This window comes from Mesorhizobium sp. P2_A8, from assembly GCF_056404935.1.
Genome location: NZ_JBFUDB010000011.1, coordinates 84,437 through 101,573, shown reverse-complemented (window position 1 = coordinate 101,573; position 17,137 = coordinate 84,437). Strand labels below are relative to the sequence as shown.

Below are 17,137 nucleotides of genomic sequence, written 5' to 3'. Positions count from 1 at the left end.
GCTTTTACACCTTTGAGAGAGGTGGCCGGCGCGGAAGTCCCGCGCCAGCCTTCGGGGAGTTACCCCCAGTCCTGGGAGGGACTATTTCACATATTCGAGCATCGGCTCCTTGCCGGCGTCGAGCACATCCTTGGTCAGCACCAGTGTCGGCACGGCGATGCTGTCCTCGACCTTGTCGCCGGCCAGTGCCTTCTTGACGTTCTCGACCGCCTGCTTGCCGACGAGGTAGGGCAGCTGTGCCACCGAGGCATTCAGCCGGCCATCCTTGATCGACTTGACCGCATCCGAATTGCCGTCGACGCCGATGATCGTCACCTGCGGACCCTTGCCGGCGGCGTAGACGGATTCGACCGCACCCAGCGCCATGCCGTCATTGGCGCAGAAGATGGCGACGAGGTCGGGATGCGCCGTCAGCGTGTCGGTGGCGATCGAGGCCGCCTTGCCGCGATCCCAGTCGCCCGGCAGCGAGGCAACGACCTCCAGCCCCGGCGCCAGTTCCTTGAGCTTGTCGGCAAAGCCCTTGGCGCGCTTCTCGCCGGTGATGTTGCCCGACAGGCCCTCGATCACCAGCACCGGCCCCTTGGCATCCTTGCCGAGCTTGGAGACGAGATAGTCGGCCCCTTGCGCGCCGGCCGCACCATTGTCGGAGCCGATGTGGAAGGTGACCTTGATGCCTTCCTTGTCGAGCACCGCCTGGTCGAGATTGTTGTCGAGGTCGACGATCTTGACGCCGGCCTCCTGCGCCGCCTTCAGGCACGGCAACAAATTGGTCGAGTTGATCGCGGCGGTGATCATCGCCGCCGGCTTGCGCTCCAGCATGGTGTTGCACAGGTTGAGCTGCGGCTCGGCCGCCTGGTCGCTTTCGGCCGCCTGCTGGAAATACTTGACGCCGGCTTCCTTGGCGCCGGCCTCGACGCCTTGGGCCATCGCACCCCAGAACGGGTTGGCCAGCGTCTTCATCAGCACGCCGTATTCGCCATCCTCGGCCTTGGCCACGGAGATGGCCGAGAACGCGATTGCCGCACCCAAAGCCAAAGTAAATCGATTTATCTTCGGAACGAACGATGTCATTTTATTTTCCTCCGGTTGATGTCACGTGCCGCGAGCCAAGGCCAGGTGCAGCGCTACTGCCTGTCGACAATGGGGGCTATTGTCGGTTTCCTCCCCCGGAATGCGGGCAGTTGCCTGGCGAGCCAACGGATTCCCGCATCAAAACCTGGCACGGTTCGAGCCGCGCTAGCGGCGGCCCCTCCCCGCCTTCAATCCTGGCAAACAACGCCTCCATGGCGTGGCCGGCGATCTGGCGCACCGGCTGCACCACGGCGGCGATGGCCGGCCAAGTCACCTGCATCCATTCGGCATCGTCGAAGCCGACCAGAGAAATGTCATTGGGGCAGTGCCAGCCGCGCCGGCGGAATTCGGACAGCGCCACCAGCGTGCCCTTGAGGAATAGCGAATAGACGGCCGTCGGGCGTTTGCCCCCGGCCTTCCCTTCGCACTTGTCGAAGTAGTCGCGCAATTGTGCCCGCAGCGGTTCGACATTGCTTTCGGCGAGCACGACGTCGATGCGCATGTCCGGCGCCAGCGCCAGCGCGGTGCCGCGAAACCCGTCGAGTCGGGCGCGCACGGTGGCGGCCTGTTCGCCCAGGCCGATAACAAGGATGTGGCGGTGGCCCTTGCCGATCAGTTCGCGCGCCACCTCGGCACTTGCGGCCGCACTGTCGGCCGATACCGTGTCGAAGGCGTCGTCGGACAGCACGCGGTCGATCAGCACGCCGGTCATGCCGTTGGCCTTCATGAATTCGGCCGCCGGGCCATGCTCGTTGCGCACCGGCGCCAGCACCACGCCGGCGACGCGCCAGTCATGCATGCGTTCGAGGATTTCCTTCTCGCGCGCTTCGGATTCACGGCTCGAGGCGGCCACCAGCGTGTAGCCGCGCTGCTCGGCCAGGCTTTCGAGCTGGGTGACCATCTGGCCGAAGAATTCGCTTTCGAACTCCGGCATGATGGCGCCGATGATGCGGCGCTTGGCCCGCCGCATGTCGGAGGCCAGCGGATCGACACGGTAGCCCAAATGCTCGACGGCATCGAAGACACGCTGCGCATTCTCGGGCTTCACCGTGGTGACGCCGGCCATGACCTTGGAGACGGTGGCGGCCGACACGCCGGCACGGCTTGCCACGTCGTGGATCGACGGACGCCGCTGCTGGCCCTGCCTATGCGCCATTGGTCCTCCTCCCGAGGCGCGAACGTCAGCATTTTTCGTCCGCTGCCAAAATGAGTAAATCGATTTTTCGCAGTTGTAAATCGTTTAATCGGAGGTAATTTACACCTCGAAAAAGCGCGATTGGATCGCGTCGGGAGGAATTGCCATGTCCAACAGCGCCTTGCCGCTGGTCATCAGCGCGCCGGATCCACGCACGCTCGACCTCATCTTCACGCCGCCGCAGCTGGCGCGCTTGCGGAAAAAATACCGCATCGTCGAGACCACACCCGGTGGCGTGGCGAAGCTGCCGGCTGATGTGCTGGCTGAAGCCCGCTACATCGTCGGCCAGCCGCCGATCCCGCCTGAAACGCTCGAGCAGATGAAGGCGCTGCGCTGCGTCTTCAATGTCGAGACAAATTTGATCAACAACATGCCCTACGAGACGCTGTTTGCACGCGGCATCCATGTCGTCACCACCGGCCTGGTCTTCGCCGAGCCGGTGGCCGAGCTTGGCCTGGCCATGGCGCTCAACCTCGCCCGCAACATCGTCGACGCCGACCTCGCCTTCCGCCGCGGCAAGGAGCTGTGGGGCGGCGATGGCAACCAGACGGCCCGGCTTTTGTCGGGCGCCGATGTCGGCATCGTCGGCTTCGGCGATCTCGGCCGCGCGCTGAACCGGCTGCTGTCGGGGTTCCGCACCCGCACCAAAGTCTTCGATCCCTGGCTGCCGCCGTCGATCCTGATCGACAATGGCGTCGAGCCGGCCTCGCTCGACGAGGTGCTGTCGCAAAGCGATTTCGTCTTCGTCGTCGCCTCGGTGACCAGCGAGAACCAGGGGTTTCTCGGTGCTGATGCGTTCGCGACAATGCGCAAGGGCGCCGCTTTCATCCTGCTCAGCCGCGCCGGCGTCGTCGACTTTCCCGCGCTGATGGCGGCTGTGAAAAGCGGCCACATCGTCGCCGCCAGCGATGTCTTCCCGGAAGAGCCGCTGGCGCCGGACCACCCCGTACGTGCCCTGCCCGGCTTCCTGCGCTCGGCCCATCGTGCCGGCGCCCTCGACATCGCCTTCAAGCGCATGGGCGACATGGTGCTGGAGGACATGGACCTGATCGATCGCGGCCTGCCGCCGCTACGCTCGAAGCGCGCCGAGCGCGAGACGGTGTCGCGAATGCGCTCGAAGCCGGTGGACAAGAATTGACGGGAGAGGTTGGAGCCCGCTCATCCCCGAGCACCGGAACCTTTTGCGCGGCGTTTGCGTTCTCCACCCGGATCGTTTCCCATTCGATCCGGAGTTCCTCCAATCAGATGCCCCGTCAGGCTCCAGCCGGCGGGTTTTTTTATCCGCGCGGCCAGGACCGAACGCACCGGTTTCCTGTTTTCGGAACAATCGTCCCGCCGTGAAGTTTTGAAAGCAGCCGGGCGGTGGGAAGCCCGGTCTACTCCAGAAGGCCCGTCACGATTCGCGTCGGTGGCGGGCCTTTTCGTTCCGTCGCCTCGCGGCGTGCGGAACCTTCCAAACAAGGCGACGTTGGTCCTCGCCGGTCAGGCAACAATCCACGAAAGGGAAAACTCCATGGGAAGCACCAGCGACAAGGCTTCGGGTCTCGCCAATCAGGCCGTAGGCAAAGCCAAGGAAGGTGTCGGCAAGGCCGTCGGCAATGACCGTCTGCGGGCCGAAGGCGCCGCGCAGGAAGCCAAGGGAAAGGTCCAGAAGGCCGTTGGCGACGCGAAGTCCGCCGTCAAGGACGCGACAAACAAAACAGCGGCTGCGATCAACAAGAACCTGTGAGGGTTCTTTGCCCTTTGTAGGCAACCGAAGGCCGCCCGTGCGAACGGGCGGCCTTCGCCGTTCAAGGATCTGAAATCGACAAGGAACGCATTGTCATCCGGGAGATTGAGCCAACAGCGCAGCCCGCGCGTTCAATCCTGAAGGGTTATTGGCATGGCAAAGCAAGCATCAAAATCGGTTGGTATGGCCGCGACGATTCACGATCAGAAACTGCAGCGCGGCGCAGGAGGAGAACTGCACCAGGTCGCATCCGGCTCGACGCCGGTGCTGACAACCGCCCAGGGCGGAGCGGTTTCAGACGACCAGAATTCTCTCAAGATCGGTGCCCGGGGTCCGACGACGCTGGAAGACTTTCACTTCCGCGAAAAAATCTTCCATTTCGATCACGAGCGGATTCCCGAGCGTGTCGTCCATGCCCGTGGCTATGGCGCTCACGGCTACTTCGAAACCTATGAATCGCTGGCGAAATACACGCGTGCCGACATCTTCCAGCGCGCCGGCGAAAAGACGCCGGCTTTCGTCCGCTTCTCCACCGTCGCCGGCAACAAGGGCTCTGCCGATCTTGCCCGTGACGTGCGTGGCTTCGCTGTCAAACTCTATACGCAGGAAGGCAACTGGGACATCGTCGGCAACAACATGCCGGTGTTCTTCATCCAGGATGCGATCAAGTTTCCCGACCTGATCCACGCCGCCAAGGCCGAGCCCAACAGCGACTTCCCGCAGGCGCAGACCGCGCATGACAATTTCTGGGACTTCATCTCCCTCACCCCGGAAAGCATGCACATGATCATGTGGGCGATGTCCGACAGGGCGATCCCGCGTTCCCTGCGCTTCATGGAAGGCTTCGGCGTTCACACGTTCCGGCTGGTCAACGCCAACGATGAATCGACCTTCGTCAAATTCCTCTGGAAGCCCAAGCTCGGTCTCCAGTCGGTCGCCTGGAACGAAGCGGTCAAGATCAACGGCGCTGATCCCGACTTCCATCGCCGCGACCTGTGGGACGCGATTCACGCGGGCAACTTCCCCGAATGGGAACTGCAGCTGCAGCTGTTCGATCAGGCGTTCGCGGATAGCTTCGACTTCGACATCCTCGATCCCACCAAACTCATCCCCGAGGAAGTGCTGCCGCCGATCGCGGTCGGTCGCCTGGTGCTCGATCGCATGCCCGACAATTTCTTTGCCGAGACCGAGCAGGTCGCGTTCATGACCCAGAACGTACCGCCCGGCGTCGACTTTTCGAACGACCCGCTGCTGCAGGGCCGAAATTTCTCCTACCTCGACACGCAGATCAAACGGCTGGGCAGCACCAACTTCACCCACCTGCCGATCAACGCACCCAAATGCCCCTTCCACAATTTCCAGCAGGACGGGCACATGGCGATGCGCAACCCGGTTGGGCGTGCCAACTATCAGCCGAATTCATGGGGCGAAGGCCCCCGTGAATCACCGGCCAAAGGGTTCCGGTCATTTGCCGAGGTCGAAGACGGACCAAAGGCTCGGTTGCGGTCGGAAACCTCTGCCGATCATTACAGCCAGGCACGCCAGTTCTACATCAGCCAGCAGCCCGTGGAGCAAGGGCACATCGCCTCGGCGCTGACTTTCGAACTGAGCAAGGTGCAAACCCCGGTCATTCGCGAGCGCATCGTTTCCCATCTTCTGAACATCGACGATGGGCTGGCCGGCAAGGTGGCGGACGCGCTTGGTTTGAAAACGATGCCCAAGCCCGCCGATGCGGCCGTTGCGACGCGCCGGGATCTCGCTGCGTCGGACGCGCTCAGCATCCTCAAGAACGGCCCTGGCCGTTTTGAGGGTCGCAAGCTCGGAATCCTGGTGACCGATGGAACGGATGCCGGCGTGCTGAACGCCATCAAGCTGGCGCTGACCAAAGCCGGCGCAAGCTTCGAGATCATCGCGCCAAAGGTCGGCGGAGCCAAGGCCAGCGACGGCAGCTGGATCGAGGCTCAGCAGATGATATCAGGCGCGCCATCGGTTCTCTACGACGCCATTGCGCTGTTGCCGGCAAAGCCGGCGATGGCAGAGCTGTTGAAGGAATCCACCGCCCGCGACTTTGTCGCGGATGCCTTCGCGCATTGCAAGTTCATCGGCTTCGTCGAAGCGGCAGCTCCGCTGTTGTCCAAGGCCGGAATTACCGAGGATGAGGCGGTGATTCCACTGTCATCCGCCAAGGATGTCGCTGGCTTTGTCGCAAGGCTCGGCGAGTTGCGCTGGTGGGCACGTGAGCCGAAGGTGAAGTTGGGGTGAATTCGGCCTGCACCGGTGACGCGCAGGGATCAGGCAGGAGCCGGTTCCGAGTGCGCCTCACGCATCCGAAGGATCGCTCCCTGCGGCATCGGCACCCCGGCCGGTCGGAAAGATCCGCCTGAGGATGTCGCGCGCGATCTCGGCCCGGTGCTTGTCCTGGCCGCGCAACTCGACGCCGCTGAGTTTTGCCGGAGCGCCGTCCGCATGGTCCCACACCATCCAACTGCCAGGTGTCTCCTGCAGGCACTCGAATCTGTCTCTTGGCATCAGGCGAGTCTGTCTCTCGGCATCAACTGTCCCCCGTTTGCATAACCCGGCGATCGAGGCAGCGTTGGCCGACGCGGGGAATTGGATTGAGCGGGGGCCCGGGTCCCGCGTCGGCCAAGGCGGCTCCTGAGGTCCGCTGCGTTGCTAACCTAGCGAGTTGCCGGCGGCCGAACAATTGCACGGGTTGCTGGGTACGGTTTCGGACAGTTCGCCGGGGACTCGCTATGCGATTGTCGGAAGCGTACAGTCGCTTTGTCGCTGGCCACTCAATGGGCGCTGGCGCTTGAAAGAGCCGATCGCGCTTTCGCCCCGAGGATGGGACAAGCGCAGTGACCTTCAACGGCTCAGCGGATTCAGATCAGCTTTCGATTCTTTCCAAAGTGCTCGATGACTACTGCCGTCAGGCCGGCATTGCCGCGGGCCACCCGGCCAGGGAACGTCTTGGACGCCGCGTCATCGAACTGTTCCAGGGCGGCATGGACAAGGCCGAGGACCTGCCTGCGGCCATGAACGCCAGCTACGACGAATGGCTCGGCGAGGTTGATCTGCCGTCATCATCTTTACAGCAGGCCGCTTTGTGGGCGGATGACGACCAGTCAGCAATCACGGAACCATCCTCTGCCGAGACAGTTGGTTCGGGTGGCGGCGGAGCATCGCGCTTCCCTCAAGCTGATATAGCGGAGCATTCCGCTAATTCGTCGCCACGCCCCCTCCAGGGAAGAGATCCGGAATAGCAGCGCCTTCGGACCAAGGGCGGTTGCCGTCATCCCAGGCGCGTCTCAGGCGGCGCGGCCAAACTCGCTCTCGACGATATCGAGAAGCAGGCCGTCATTGTCTCGGCCGACGGGCTCCCTCGTTCGCCAATCGCACCCCGACCGGTCGAATTCGATGGGCGCGGAATAGAATTCGGCGAAACCGAGAACCAGTCGTTCCGCGTCGGCCAGGGACAGACCGCTGTGGCGATCGGCCACCTGCGCCGCCAGAACCGGTATGTTGACGATTCCAAACTCGTAGATCGTCTTGACCAGCGTGTGGTTCAGGTCGTCACGCAGCTCGATCGGGTAGTTGTTCATGGCAAACTCCTGTCCTTTGGACTGGGTTTTCCCTCACTTTCACCATGCGCCGACGGCTTCGTTAAAGCAAGACAATTCGTAAATTTTCATTAACAAAATCAATTAGTTAGTAGGTTTAGCCGGTGGCACAACCCAAGCACTGTGAGTACGTGGTGCAACAAAAGCGTTTGACTGTCTCGGAACCAAATCGGCCATTGGCAGATTGTGAGCCACATAAGTCACTTACTCATTCGGCTCACCGGCCCGCACGCCGGCAGAAGGAGGCCCACAATGACCGACAATCTTGAGCGCCCCGAACGACTGCAGGTCATGCTGAACGAGGAAGAATTCGCCGCGCTCGACACTTGGCGCTTCGACAAGCGGATGCCGAGCCGCGCGGCCGCGGTGCGTGAACTGCTTCGTCGCGGCCTGGCCGCGGAGGGCTTTCTGCATGCCAGCAGCGGAACGCGCTCCGCCGACTTCGGTCTTCTGAGAGGCGAAGAAGACAAGCTTGCCGGCAAGGCAAAGGTTTCAGGCGGATGAAAAATGCGGCTCCGGCTGTCTGGCGCCCTGCGGCTTGATAGGGCCGGCGGGATTTGAAACGTCTCAGCCTTGGGTGCCGAGCATGTGGCCCTGACCCCGGTCAATGGCGTAACCGCCTGAAACTCTCAAGCAATTCGCTTTCATTGCTGCAGCCATTCTCGAACAGCCAGAACACCGTGGCTGCGAGTTGCTGCACGTTCGGCTCCAGTGACAGGCGGTCAAGTTTGCGTTCGCAGCAGATCTGATCGAATACACGCTGGCACAGTTGCAGATCGGACGGATTGAAGCCGGGATGGCGCTTGTTAAGGCTCGACATGAGAAGCTCCTCGCGGAGCAGCGACCCATTTGCCTGACGCTGTGAATCGAAAAATGAAATCGGGCGCGGGCAGAGTCAATATCCACGCCACCGACCGTAAGAATCGTACAATCCACTCCGCCGATGGGGGCGATTGCGCGGGGTCATTGGCCGCGCGTCCGAACGAGCCGCCGGACCAGATGTGACGAAGCGCGTTTGTCATTAGCCGGCGGATATTGTCGATCATCATCGGGATCCGACGCTCCAACGGGATATGTCGGTTTTGTACCAAGAGGCGCTTGGTACGTTTCCGACACTAACCTTCCGATCGATCTTTTCGTATGCGAACGACGTTGGGGGGCGCCGTGCATCGAATTTCAGACCGTATTTCTAGGTTTCTTCGTTCCGAGCCCCCATATACAGGCCATCGTCGGCACGTTGATACGGGCGCGGACGGCTGGGAGATCGAATGGCTCTTGCCCTGCATTGGGCCGCGCCATGACTAATCCCGACAAAAACCCTGATCCCGATAAAGGCCACCAATTCCGAAATGAGCTGTTGAGGCGCATGAGCGCGGACGATCTTGCGCTGCTCAAGCCGCATATGCAGCGCTGCGATCTGCCGTTGCGCATGATGCTGGTCACCCCCAATGTGCCGATCGAGGCGATCTATTTCATCGAACAGGGCATTGGCTCGGTGGTCGCCAGGACGACGAGTGGCCACGAGGCCGAAGTGGGCTTCATCGGCTTCGAAGGCATGACGGGATCTTCGCTGGTGATGGGCGACGACCGTGGGGTGCATGCGTGTTTCGTGCAGCTCGAAGGCGAAGCCATCCGCATCGCGGCTGGCCCTTTCAACGCGGCGCTTGCGGCAAGTGCGACCTTGCGAATGTTCCTGCTGCGCTTCGTCAACGCCCTGCAGACCCAGACCGGCTGCACCGCGCTCGTCAACGCGCGGCTGAAGCTCGAGGAGCGGCTGGCGCGGTGGCTGCTCATGTGCGACGACCGGGTGCCCGGCGAACGCCTCGCCATCACGCACGAATTCCTGGCCATCATGCTTGGTGTGCGGCGGCCCGGCGTCACCGTTGCCCTGCAGCTGCTGGAAGGCCGCGCGCTGATCCGCTCGCGCCGCGGTGAGATCGTCATTCGCGACCGCGCCGGGCTCGAAGAACTCGCCAATGGCAGTTACGGCGAAGCGGAGGCCGAATATGCCAGGCTGATCGGCGCGGTCGACGCCGGCTGACGCATCATGCGTCGTTGTCCGGCCCGCCGGCCTGAAGCACTGCTTGCGACGCAGCGGCGCCGGCGGCGCGGTCGATGTCGTCTTGGACGACAAGCCGCACCGGCGGCGAATAGGGTGGCATGCTGATCTGGTGCCATAGCCCTTCGAACTCGTCCTTTGTGCCCGGATGCTCGAAGAATGGCACGCGGAGATCGAGCGGCGTAACGTCGAAGCGTTGCCCCGTCAGGATGTTCTCGACGATGAAATGCTTGTCGAGAATGCCGCCCGGGGACATCAGCCAGCCTCGGACCACGCGATAGCCGGGGCTTTCCGCGACAAGGTCATCGGCATTCTCATGCGCGTCGTAGCCGCCCGGGAGCCCCGAACGCAACTTGACATATCTGTAGGGGATCAAGACGGCAGACCTGCTGCCGGCGCGAAGCCTTGCAAAAAGACTCAAGACGCGCGCCTGGCGCGCGGCATCGGGCTCCCGGTGGCCGGCTTGCCCGACGGCGTGACGTCACTGTCCCGGGCAATTGGCATACCGGCATGCTCCAGGCTTGCGAGCTTGCATTTCGTCTGTTCGGCCGCCGCCCCGACCAGGCAATCGATGGTGAACATGGCGTCGGCGTGATCGCTCGCGGCGACCGCCTGGCGTATCTTGCTCAATTGCGCTTGCGTATAGTCCAGAAGCTCGACCAGGCCGGTATGATCCAAACCGCCCTCCATCACAGGATGTCGAGTGGCCGATCCAGGTCGCTCTTGGCAATGGATTACGCCTATTTGCATGGCTTGCATAGGCGGATTGTCAAAAACGTACAGTCTTCGTGTCGCCGGCTGCGGTATTGTCCGAAGGTCCCATTCGCGAAATCAATGCGATGTGCGAGATTGCACGAACATAAGCTATCGCTTGAATAACGGTCCGTACGTCCGCCGCGGGGGCGATGTGCCAATTCGCGAGAACCTCGCCGCCAACCTCAGGCGGCTGATCCAACGCCACGCCTCCGTGAGCGCGGTGTGCCGTGAGCTTGGCATCAACCGCACCCAGTTCGAGCGCTATCTGCAAGGCCACGCCATTCCCAACAAGACCACCGCCAGGCTGATCTGCGCCTTCTTCAAGATCGACGAGAATGAGTTGTACCGTGAGCCCGCTGCCGCGGCGGCCAAGGACGACGTCCACGCGTCGCTGCGCCAGACGCTTTACGAAACCATGGTGCGCCCGCCTTCGCCCGCCATCGCCGGTGGCACCTATTTCACCTATTTCTCGATCCCCGGCCGCCCCGAACTTCTGATGCGCTCGGTCACCTTCGTGCGGCGTGAGGCCGAGCTGGTCACCTTCAGGCGGGTGACGCGGTGGGCCCCGGGCGATGGCCAGGGCGGAGCACGGGTGCCCGGCGACCACTACGGCGTGGTGATCTCGCGCCTGAACTGGATCTATTTCAGCGGCGTCAACCGCCGCCAGACCAGCGAGCCGACGATCGTTGCCGTGCAGTGGGCCCCGATCTCGGAGCCGGTTCTGGTCGGCAGCGCCTTCGTCCTGACCGGATCGGGACCAGCCTGCGTGTCGGCCATCATGCGGCAGGACGTCACCCGGATCAGCAAAAGGCGAGCGATGCAGATGGCCCATATCGTCAGGCTCGATGACCCCAGCGTCGATCGGCTGGTGGTCAGTCTCGCGCACGAGGCCTGATCCACCGGCGGCGGCCGAGAACGCTGGCGCTCAGCCGAGGCGGAGCGTGTCGCGTGCGATCTGCCAGGCGGATTCGACGTGCCGGCGGGCTGCCGCCTCCGCCTGGTCTGGCTTGCGCGACCGGATGGCATCCATGATTTCGGTCATCTCGGCGATCGCCGGCTCGCGCCGGTTCTGCGACGCGATGGTCATCGAGCGGAGCTGGTTGATGCGGACATTCAGACCCGTCACGATTTCCCAGGCAATGCGCTTGTCGGCCGCCTCGAACAGCGTTTCGTAGAATTTGGTCGTCGCCCGCATCACCTCGACCGGCGCGCCCGACGCCCACGCGTCAAGCAGGTTCGTCAAGGCGGCATCGAGCGAAGCGATCTGCGCGTCGGTCGCCGATAGTGCGCAAGTCCGCGCCGCAATGCCCTCCAGCAGAGCCCGCAATTCGTAGATTTCGTCGGTGCGGCCGAGATCCGGCCTGGCGACGGCAGGGCCATGGCCTGGTATCATCTGCACCAGGCCTTCCGCCTCCAGTTGCCGCAGGACCTCGCGCACGACGGAACGGCTTACCCCGAGCTGATCGCAAAGCGGCCGCTCGACCAGCCTTTCACCGGGCTGGAAATGGAAGCCCATGATCGCCTCGCGCATGCGCTCCAGCGCCAGCGTCCTCAACGTCTTGGCAGAGCGGTCGATCCGCAGCGTATCGTCTGACATGTCTTCTCCGCCTTCCCCGCGCCGTCACAAAACAGATTCCGAAGCCGATTGACAAGGTCTTTGGCGCTCCATAGCATGGTATACCATAAGACGATACAGTGATGACGGCGCCGCATAGCGCCCTCGCGACCGAGGACTTGCATGAAACCGGCCATTCGGAAGACCGTCACCTACATCGAGAACACGCTTATCGAGGGCGGCAAGGCTGCGCCGAAACCGTTGCGCCTGATCGGCGTGGCTGCCGTGCTGACCAACCCCTGGGCCGGCCGCGGTTTCACCGACGACCTGTCGCCCGAGATCCGCGCCTTTGCTCCCGTCCTCGGCGAACTGCTGACCCGCGAAATCATCGCCATCGCCGGTTCGGGCGATGCGATAGAAGGCTACGGCAAGGCTGCGATCTGCGGGACTTCGGGCGAGATCGAGCACGCATCGGCGCTGATCCATACGCTGCACTTCGGCAATCACTACCGTCGCGCGGTCGGCGCCAAGACCTATCTCGCCTTCACCAACCTGCGCGGCGGGCCGAACACGCCGATCATGATCCCGCTGATGGACAAGAACGACGAGGGCCGCCGCTCGCACTATCTGACCGTGCATTTCCAGATCGGCGACGCGCCCGCGCCCGACGAGCTGGTGGTGGCGCTTGGCGCTTCGATCGGCGGCCGCCCGCACCATCGCATCGGCGACCGCTACCAGGACCTCAAGGAGGTCGGAGATCTGCATGGCTGATATCGCCGCCCCCGCATGGGTCCGCAACACGGCTCCGGACGGCACCGGCTTCATCCGCGCCGGCTCCGGCGCGCCGGTTCTGCTCATTCACGGCGTCGGCATGAACGCGACGATCTGGCAGGATCAGATCGCTCAGATGCAGGACCGCCACGACCTGATCGCCATCGACATGCTCGGCCACGGCGTTTCACCGCTGCCACCGGAACATGCCGCCCTGTCGGATTTCGCCGATCAGGCGCTGCGCCTGCTCGACCATCTCGGTCTCCCTTCGGTATCGATCGTCGGCCATTCGATGGGCGCGCTGGTCGCCCTGGAAATCGCCCTTCGCTCGCCTTCGCGCGTCGACTCCATCGTCTGCCTCAACGCGGTCTTCCGCCGCCCCCCGGGCTTGGCGCAGGCGGTGCGCGAACGCGCCGCCGCGCTCGGCACGCATGGCGATGCCGCGGCCGTCGCGGCAACGCTTGCCCGCTGGTTCGGCGACCCGCTGCCGGCCAGCCTTGCCGGCGCGGCCGCAACGGCGCGCGCCGCCCTTGAAGGCGTCGACGCGCAAGGCTACGCGCGCACCTATCGCCTCTTTGCCCATGCCGATGCCGCCCACGCCGACGCCCTGGCGGGGCTGACGGCGCCAGCCTTGTTCATGACCGGGTCGCAGGACAGCAATTCGACCCCGGCCATGTCAGCCGCGATGGCGCGGCTTGCGCCGCGCGGTCAATGCCTGGTTCTCAGCGGAGAAAGGCACATGATGGCAATAGCTTCTCCCGAAAAAGTGACTCAACACATCAGTGCCTTTCTCCACGCCGGGGAAGCCGCGACGCCGCAGGCCGATGCCGCGTTCGACAGCGGCGAATTCCGGCGCGCGCTCGGTTCCTTCCTGACCGGCGTCACCATCGTGACCACGATCGGCGCCGAAGGCGAACCACGCGGCTTCACCGCCAACTCCTTCACCTCGGTCTCGCTCGAACCGCCGCTGGTGCTTGTCTGCATCGCCAAGAAGGCGCTGGGACACAAAGCCTTCTCGACATCGAAAGGCTTCGCCATCAACATCCTGTCGGAGAGCCAGAAGCCCCACTCCGGCATCTTTGCCTCCAAGGCCGCCGACAAGTTCGCAGCCGTGGCCTGGCAACCGGGCCAGACCGGCAATCCGCTGATCGACGGTTCGGTTGCGGTGTTCGATTGCGACATGCAGCAACTTGTCGATGCCGGCGATCATTCGATCCTCATCGGCCGCGTCCGCGATTTCAGCCATAACGGAGCCCAGCCTCTCGGTTATTGCAGGGGCACCTATGTGACGCCCGGCCTCAGCCAGGAAGCGCTGGCGGCAGCGCCCCCCGATACGGAAGTCGGCGCCATTCTCGAGAACGAGGGCCGTGTGCTGTTCTTCGAAACGGCCGATGGGTTCCACGAATTGCCCGCCGGGCGCGGACTGGGCACGCCGAAGGATGCGCGCAGCCTCAAGGGGCGCCTTGCCGCCAGGACCATCGACGCCCAGCTCGGTTTCCTGTTCGCGGTGTGGGACGATGCCGCCGACCCCTCGCACACGCATGTCTACTATCGCGGCACGGTCGATGGCCCCTGTTCCGACGATCGCCGTGTGCGGCTCGTCGACATCGAGCAGATCGCCGATCTAAGGATTGCCGACCCGGCGGTGCGCTCGATGCTTGCCCGCTATGCCCGCGAACGCACAGAAGATGCATTCGGCGTCTATGTCGGCAACGAGGTCGAAGGCGAAGTCCGGCCGCTCGCCAAGCCCTCGCATCCTCAAGTTCTTCTTTCCGGTCGCGGGTGAAGCTGATGAAATTCTCGCTTTTTGTCCATATGGAGCGATCGGATCTGGCAAAGCCGCATTCCGAGCTTGTCGGCGAGTTGGAAGACCTGGTTGTGCAGGCCGAAGAGGCAGGCTTCGAGACCGCCTGGATCGGCGAGCATCACGGGATGGAATTCACCATCTCGCCGAACCCGTTCATCAACATCGCCTGGCTCGCCGCCAAGACCCGGCGCATCCGGCTCGGCACCGGAACCATCGTCGCGCCGTTCTGGCACCCGATCAAGCTTGCCGGCGAAGCGGCGATGGCCGACGTCATCACCGGCGGCCGGCTCGACATCGGCATTGCGCGCGGCGCCTACGCCTACGAGTACCAGCGCCTTTTCCCGGGCCTCGAGGCCTGGGGTGCCGGCCAGCGCATGCGCGAGATGGTGCCGGCGATCCGCGGCCTGTGGGATGGCGATTTCGAACTCGCCGGCGAGTTCTGGACGTTCCCTTCGACCACCTCGTCGCCCAAGCCGCTGCAAAAGCCCTATCCGCCGATCTGGGTGGCCGCGCGCGATCCGAACTCGCACGACTTCGCGGTTTCCAACGGCTGCAACGTCCAGGTGACCCCGCTGGCCTCGGGTGATGGCGAAGTGGCCAGCCTGATGGAGCGCTTCAACACCGCTTGTGGTGCCCACCCCGACACAGCGCGGCCCGAAATCATGCTCCTGATGCATACATTCGTCGCCGAGGACGCGGCCGACGCCGACCGCCTCGCGCAGGATCTGTCGCAATTCTACTGCCAGTTCGGCGCCTGGTTCCAGAACAAGAAGCCGGTGCGCCAGGGCATATTGGAAACGCTGACCGATGCCGAGATCGCGGCCATGCCGCAATATGCGCCGGACAAGATCAGGCAGAACCTCGTCATCGGCGAAGCCGACGAGGTGATCGCGAGGCTGAAGGCCTACGAGGCGCTCGGCTACGACCAGTATTCGATCTGGATCGACAGCGGCCTTTCCCATGAGCGCAAGAAGAAGTCGCTGCAGCTCTTCATCGACAGGGTGATGCCGGCCTTCTGCGAGCCGAAAGCGGGATCGCAATGAGCACCGCCGAATTCAGGAACTACATAGACGGCAGCTTCGTCGATGCGGCGGCGACCTTCGACAGCATCGACCCGTCGACCGGCACGGCATGGGCCACGATGCCCGCCGCATCGTCCGATGACGTTGACCGCGCCGTCGAAGCCGCTCACCGGGCGCTGCGCTCCGGCCCGTGGGCGGCGATGACGGCGACGGCGCGTGGCAAGCTTCTGGTGCGGCTCGGCGACCTGGTGGTCGCCAATGCCGATCGGCTGGCCGGACTCGAGACGCGCGATACCGGCAAGATCATCCGCGAGACCCGCGCCCAGATCGCCTATGTCGGCGACTACTACCGCTACTATGGCGGGCTGGCCGACAAGCACGAAGGCTCGTTTGTCCCCATCGACAAGGCGGACATGGAAGTGACGATCCGGCCCGAGCCGATCGGCGTCGTCGCCGCGGTCGTGCCGTGGAATTCGCAACTCTTCCTGTCCGCCGTCAAGCTCGGGCCGGCGCTGGCGGCCGGCTGCACCGTCGTCCTCAAGGCGTCCGAGGACGGCCCTGCCCCGCTGCTGGCTTTCGCCGAGCTCGTCCATGAGGCGGGCTTTCCCGCCGGCAGCGTGAACATCGTGACCGGCTTCGGCCATGATTGCGGTCACCGCCTGACCAGCCATCCGCTCGTCGCCCGTGTCGCCTTCACCGGTGGTCCGGCAACCGCCCGGCAGATCGTCAGGAACACCGCGGAAAACCTTGCCTACACGACGCTCGAACTTGGCGGCAAGAGCCCGGTCGTGGTGTTTGCCGATGCCGATCTCGACAGCGCCGCCAACGCGGTCGTCGCCGGCATCTTCGCCGCCACCGGCCAGAGCTGCGTCGCCGGCTCGCGCCTGCTGGTCGAGCGTTCGGTGAAGGACGAATTCCTCGCCCGGCTCAAGCACAAGGCCGAGGCGATCCGGATCGGCGATCCGCAGGATCCGGCAACCGAAATGGGGCCGCTGGCCACGTCGCGGCAGCGCGAATGGATCGAGAAGATCGTCGCGGCAAGCCTTGCCGCAGGGGGACGGCTGGTCACCGGCGGCGAAAGGCCCGCCGGTCACGCCGGCGGCCTCTACTACGCGCCGACGATCATCGATGCCAATGACAACACCGGCTTGCCGTGCGTGCGCGAGGAGCTGTTCGGTCCCGTGCTCTCCGTGATCGCCTTCGACGCGGAAGCCGAAGCCCTGGCGCTGGCCAACGACACGCCGTTCGGCCTGGCGTCCGGCGTGTTCACCACCAATCTCGCGAAAGCCCATCGCATGGCGCGCGGCATCCATGCCGGCGTAGTCTGGATCAACACCTATCGCGCCGTCTCGCCGCTGGTTCCGTTCGGCGGCTATGGCCAGTCGGGCCTCGGCCGCGAAGGCGGCCTCGATGCGATCCGCGACTACACGCGTTCGAAGTCGGTGTGGATACGCATCTCGGACGACCCGATTCCCGATCCTTTTGTCATGCGGTAGCCGCCGCGGACGGGGATTCGCGATCAAGGCGAAAACGCCGATTGCGAACAGCCAAC

At 63.9% G+C, this 17,137-nt stretch carries 19 protein-coding genes; 11 read left to right on the top strand and 8 right to left on the bottom strand.

Features of this window, described 5'->3' with window-relative positions; translation table 11 throughout:
* Positions 1–81: 81 nt before the first annotated feature.
* Together AC1D10_RS29895 and AC1D10_RS29890 are read right to left on the bottom strand one after the other, a co-directional pair.
* A complete protein-coding gene (locus tag AC1D10_RS29895; RefSeq protein ID WP_477278351.1) occupies positions 82–1,071 on the bottom strand; it encodes a sugar ABC transporter substrate-binding protein in 990 nt (329 codons plus the stop codon).
* A gap of 76 nt (positions 1,072–1,147) precedes the next feature.
* Positions 1,148–2,227, bottom strand: a complete 1,080-nt coding sequence (locus AC1D10_RS29890; protein WP_477278349.1) for a LacI family DNA-binding transcriptional regulator — start codon at positions 2,225–2,227, stop codon at positions 1,148–1,150.
* A 145-nt stretch (positions 2,228–2,372) separates the two neighbouring features.
* Here AC1D10_RS29890 and AC1D10_RS29885 point away from each other — a divergent pair, with 145 nt between their 5' ends.
* From AC1D10_RS29885 to katE, 3 genes are all read left to right on the top strand, one after another.
* Positions 2,373–3,404 (top strand): hydroxyacid dehydrogenase, encoded by a 1,032-nt coding sequence (locus tag AC1D10_RS29885; RefSeq protein WP_477278347.1) that lies wholly within the window; start codon positions 2,373–2,375, stop codon positions 3,402–3,404.
* Between the two features lie 375 nt (positions 3,405–3,779).
* Entirely contained in the window at positions 3,780–3,995 is a 216-nt protein-coding gene (locus AC1D10_RS29880) for a CsbD family protein (RefSeq protein ID WP_019859538.1), read from the top strand.
* A gap of 153 nt (positions 3,996–4,148) precedes the next feature.
* Complete coding sequence (gene katE / locus AC1D10_RS29875; RefSeq protein ID WP_477278345.1) at positions 4,149–6,257, top strand: catalase; 2,109 nt, start codon at positions 4,149–4,151, stop codon at positions 6,255–6,257.
* A gap of 57 nt (positions 6,258–6,314) precedes the next feature.
* Here katE and AC1D10_RS29870 read toward each other — a convergent pair whose 3' ends face one another.
* Positions 6,315–6,524 carry a hypothetical protein gene (locus AC1D10_RS29870; RefSeq protein WP_477278343.1) on the bottom strand — a complete coding sequence of 70 codons (210 nt, stop codon included), beginning with the start codon at positions 6,522–6,524 and terminating at the stop codon, positions 6,315–6,317.
* A 329-nt stretch (positions 6,525–6,853) separates the two neighbouring features.
* On the opposite strand from AC1D10_RS29870, the gene AC1D10_RS29865 reads away from it, so the two are divergent.
* Positions 6,854–7,258, top strand: a complete 405-nt coding sequence (locus AC1D10_RS29865; RefSeq protein ID WP_477278341.1) for a hypothetical protein — start codon at positions 6,854–6,856, stop codon at positions 7,256–7,258.
* A 45-nt stretch (positions 7,259–7,303) separates the two neighbouring features.
* Here AC1D10_RS29865 and AC1D10_RS29860 read toward each other — a convergent pair whose 3' ends face one another.
* Positions 7,304–7,597 (bottom strand): hypothetical protein, encoded by a 294-nt coding sequence (locus AC1D10_RS29860; RefSeq protein ID WP_379099721.1) that lies wholly within the window; start codon positions 7,595–7,597, stop codon positions 7,304–7,306.
* Positions 7,598–7,867: 270 nt separating this feature from the next.
* On the opposite strand from AC1D10_RS29860, the gene AC1D10_RS29855 reads away from it, so the two are divergent.
* Positions 7,868–8,119 (top strand): hypothetical protein, encoded by a 252-nt coding sequence (locus tag AC1D10_RS29855; RefSeq protein ID WP_477278339.1) that lies wholly within the window; start codon positions 7,868–7,870, stop codon positions 8,117–8,119.
* A 100-nt stretch (positions 8,120–8,219) separates the two neighbouring features.
* On the opposite strand, the gene AC1D10_RS29850 is transcribed toward AC1D10_RS29855, so the two are convergent.
* The gene (locus AC1D10_RS29850) at positions 8,220–8,435 is read right to left on the bottom strand and encodes a hypothetical protein (protein WP_477278337.1); all 216 of its coding nucleotides are present in this window, start codon (positions 8,433–8,435) and stop codon (positions 8,220–8,222) included.
* Positions 8,436–8,912: 477 nt separating this feature from the next.
* On the opposite strand from AC1D10_RS29850, the gene AC1D10_RS29845 reads away from it, so the two are divergent.
* The gene (locus AC1D10_RS29845; RefSeq protein ID WP_477278335.1) at positions 8,913–9,656 is read left to right on the top strand and encodes a Crp/Fnr family transcriptional regulator; all 744 of its coding nucleotides are present in this window, start codon (positions 8,913–8,915) and stop codon (positions 9,654–9,656) included.
* A 4-nt stretch (positions 9,657–9,660) separates the two neighbouring features.
* Here the strand turns inward: AC1D10_RS29845 and AC1D10_RS29840 are convergent, their stop codons facing one another.
* On the bottom strand, positions 9,661–10,026 hold the full coding sequence (locus AC1D10_RS29840) for a hypothetical protein (protein WP_477278333.1): 366 nt from the start codon (positions 10,024–10,026) through the stop codon (positions 9,661–9,663).
* 65 nt (positions 10,027–10,091) lie between these two features.
* Entirely contained in the window at positions 10,092–10,352 is a 261-nt protein-coding gene (locus AC1D10_RS29835) for a hypothetical protein (protein ID WP_477278331.1), read from the bottom strand.
* A 229-nt stretch (positions 10,353–10,581) separates the two neighbouring features.
* Between AC1D10_RS29835 and AC1D10_RS29830 the strand changes: the two genes are divergently transcribed.
* Complete coding sequence (locus tag AC1D10_RS29830) at positions 10,582–11,325, top strand: XRE family transcriptional regulator (protein ID WP_477278329.1); 744 nt, start codon at positions 10,582–10,584, stop codon at positions 11,323–11,325.
* A 30-nt stretch (positions 11,326–11,355) separates the two neighbouring features.
* Here AC1D10_RS29830 and AC1D10_RS29825 read toward each other — a convergent pair whose 3' ends face one another.
* A complete protein-coding gene (locus AC1D10_RS29825; protein ID WP_477278327.1) occupies positions 11,356–12,027 on the bottom strand; it encodes a GntR family transcriptional regulator in 672 nt (223 codons plus the stop codon).
* A 141-nt stretch (positions 12,028–12,168) separates the two neighbouring features.
* Here AC1D10_RS29825 and AC1D10_RS29820 point away from each other — a divergent pair, with 141 nt between their 5' ends.
* The 4 genes from AC1D10_RS29820 to AC1D10_RS29805 are packed head-to-tail and all read left to right on the top strand — an operon-like array spanning position 12,169 to position 17,081.
* Positions 12,169–12,756, top strand: a complete 588-nt coding sequence (locus AC1D10_RS29820) for an amino acid synthesis family protein (protein ID WP_477278325.1) — start codon at positions 12,169–12,171, stop codon at positions 12,754–12,756.
* Positions 12,749–14,542: an alpha/beta fold hydrolase gene (locus tag AC1D10_RS29815; RefSeq protein ID WP_477278323.1), complete on the top strand. Its 1,794-nt coding sequence runs from the start codon at positions 12,749–12,751 to the stop codon at positions 14,540–14,542. The genes AC1D10_RS29820 and AC1D10_RS29815 overlap by 8 nt, the downstream gene beginning before the upstream one ends.
* A 5-nt stretch (positions 14,543–14,547) precedes the next feature.
* The gene (locus tag AC1D10_RS29810) at positions 14,548–15,606 is read left to right on the top strand and encodes an LLM class flavin-dependent oxidoreductase (RefSeq protein WP_477278321.1); all 1,059 of its coding nucleotides are present in this window, start codon (positions 14,548–14,550) and stop codon (positions 15,604–15,606) included.
* Positions 15,603–17,081 carry an aldehyde dehydrogenase gene (locus AC1D10_RS29805; RefSeq protein WP_477278319.1) on the top strand — a complete coding sequence of 493 codons (1,479 nt, stop codon included), beginning with the start codon at positions 15,603–15,605 and terminating at the stop codon, positions 17,079–17,081. The genes AC1D10_RS29810 and AC1D10_RS29805 overlap by 4 nt, the downstream gene beginning before the upstream one ends.
* Positions 17,082–17,137: the final 56 nt, after the last annotated feature.

Excerpts from the sequence above, each read along its gene's own strand:
- katE (WP_477278345.1), top strand. The coding sequence starts at position 4,149 with ATGGCAAAGCAAGCATCAAAATCGGTTGGTATGGCCGCGACGATTCAC.
- AC1D10_RS29820 (WP_477278325.1), top strand. The coding sequence starts at position 12,169 with ATGAAACCGGCCATTCGGAAGACCGTCACCTACATCGAGAACACGCTT.
- AC1D10_RS29845 (WP_477278335.1), top strand. The coding sequence starts at position 8,913 with ATGACTAATCCCGACAAAAACCCTGATCCCGATAAAGGCCACCAATTC.
- AC1D10_RS29880 (WP_019859538.1), top strand. The coding sequence starts at position 3,780 with ATGGGAAGCACCAGCGACAAGGCTTCGGGTCTCGCCAATCAGGCCGTA.
- AC1D10_RS29870 (WP_477278343.1), bottom strand. The coding sequence starts at position 6,524 with ATGCCAAGAGACAGATTCGAGTGCCTGCAGGAGACACCTGGCAGTTGG.
- AC1D10_RS29805 (WP_477278319.1), top strand. The coding sequence starts at position 15,603 with ATGAGCACCGCCGAATTCAGGAACTACATAGACGGCAGCTTCGTCGAT.
- AC1D10_RS29890 (WP_477278349.1), bottom strand. The coding sequence starts at position 2,227 with ATGGCGCATAGGCAGGGCCAGCAGCGGCGTCCGTCGATCCACGACGTG.
- AC1D10_RS29895 (WP_477278351.1), bottom strand. The coding sequence starts at position 1,071 with ATGACATCGTTCGTTCCGAAGATAAATCGATTTACTTTGGCTTTGGGT.
- AC1D10_RS29850 (WP_477278337.1), bottom strand. The coding sequence starts at position 8,435 with ATGTCGAGCCTTAACAAGCGCCATCCCGGCTTCAATCCGTCCGATCTG.
- AC1D10_RS29855 (WP_477278339.1), top strand. The coding sequence starts at position 7,868 with ATGACCGACAATCTTGAGCGCCCCGAACGACTGCAGGTCATGCTGAAC.
- AC1D10_RS29885 (WP_477278347.1), top strand. The coding sequence starts at position 2,373 with ATGTCCAACAGCGCCTTGCCGCTGGTCATCAGCGCGCCGGATCCACGC.
- AC1D10_RS29860 (WP_379099721.1), bottom strand. The coding sequence starts at position 7,597 with ATGAACAACTACCCGATCGAGCTGCGTGACGACCTGAACCACACGCTG.
- AC1D10_RS29825 (WP_477278327.1), bottom strand. The coding sequence starts at position 12,027 with ATGTCAGACGATACGCTGCGGATCGACCGCTCTGCCAAGACGTTGAGG.
- AC1D10_RS29815 (WP_477278323.1), top strand. The coding sequence starts at position 12,749 with ATGGCTGATATCGCCGCCCCCGCATGGGTCCGCAACACGGCTCCGGAC.
- AC1D10_RS29810 (WP_477278321.1), top strand. The coding sequence starts at position 14,548 with ATGAAATTCTCGCTTTTTGTCCATATGGAGCGATCGGATCTGGCAAAG.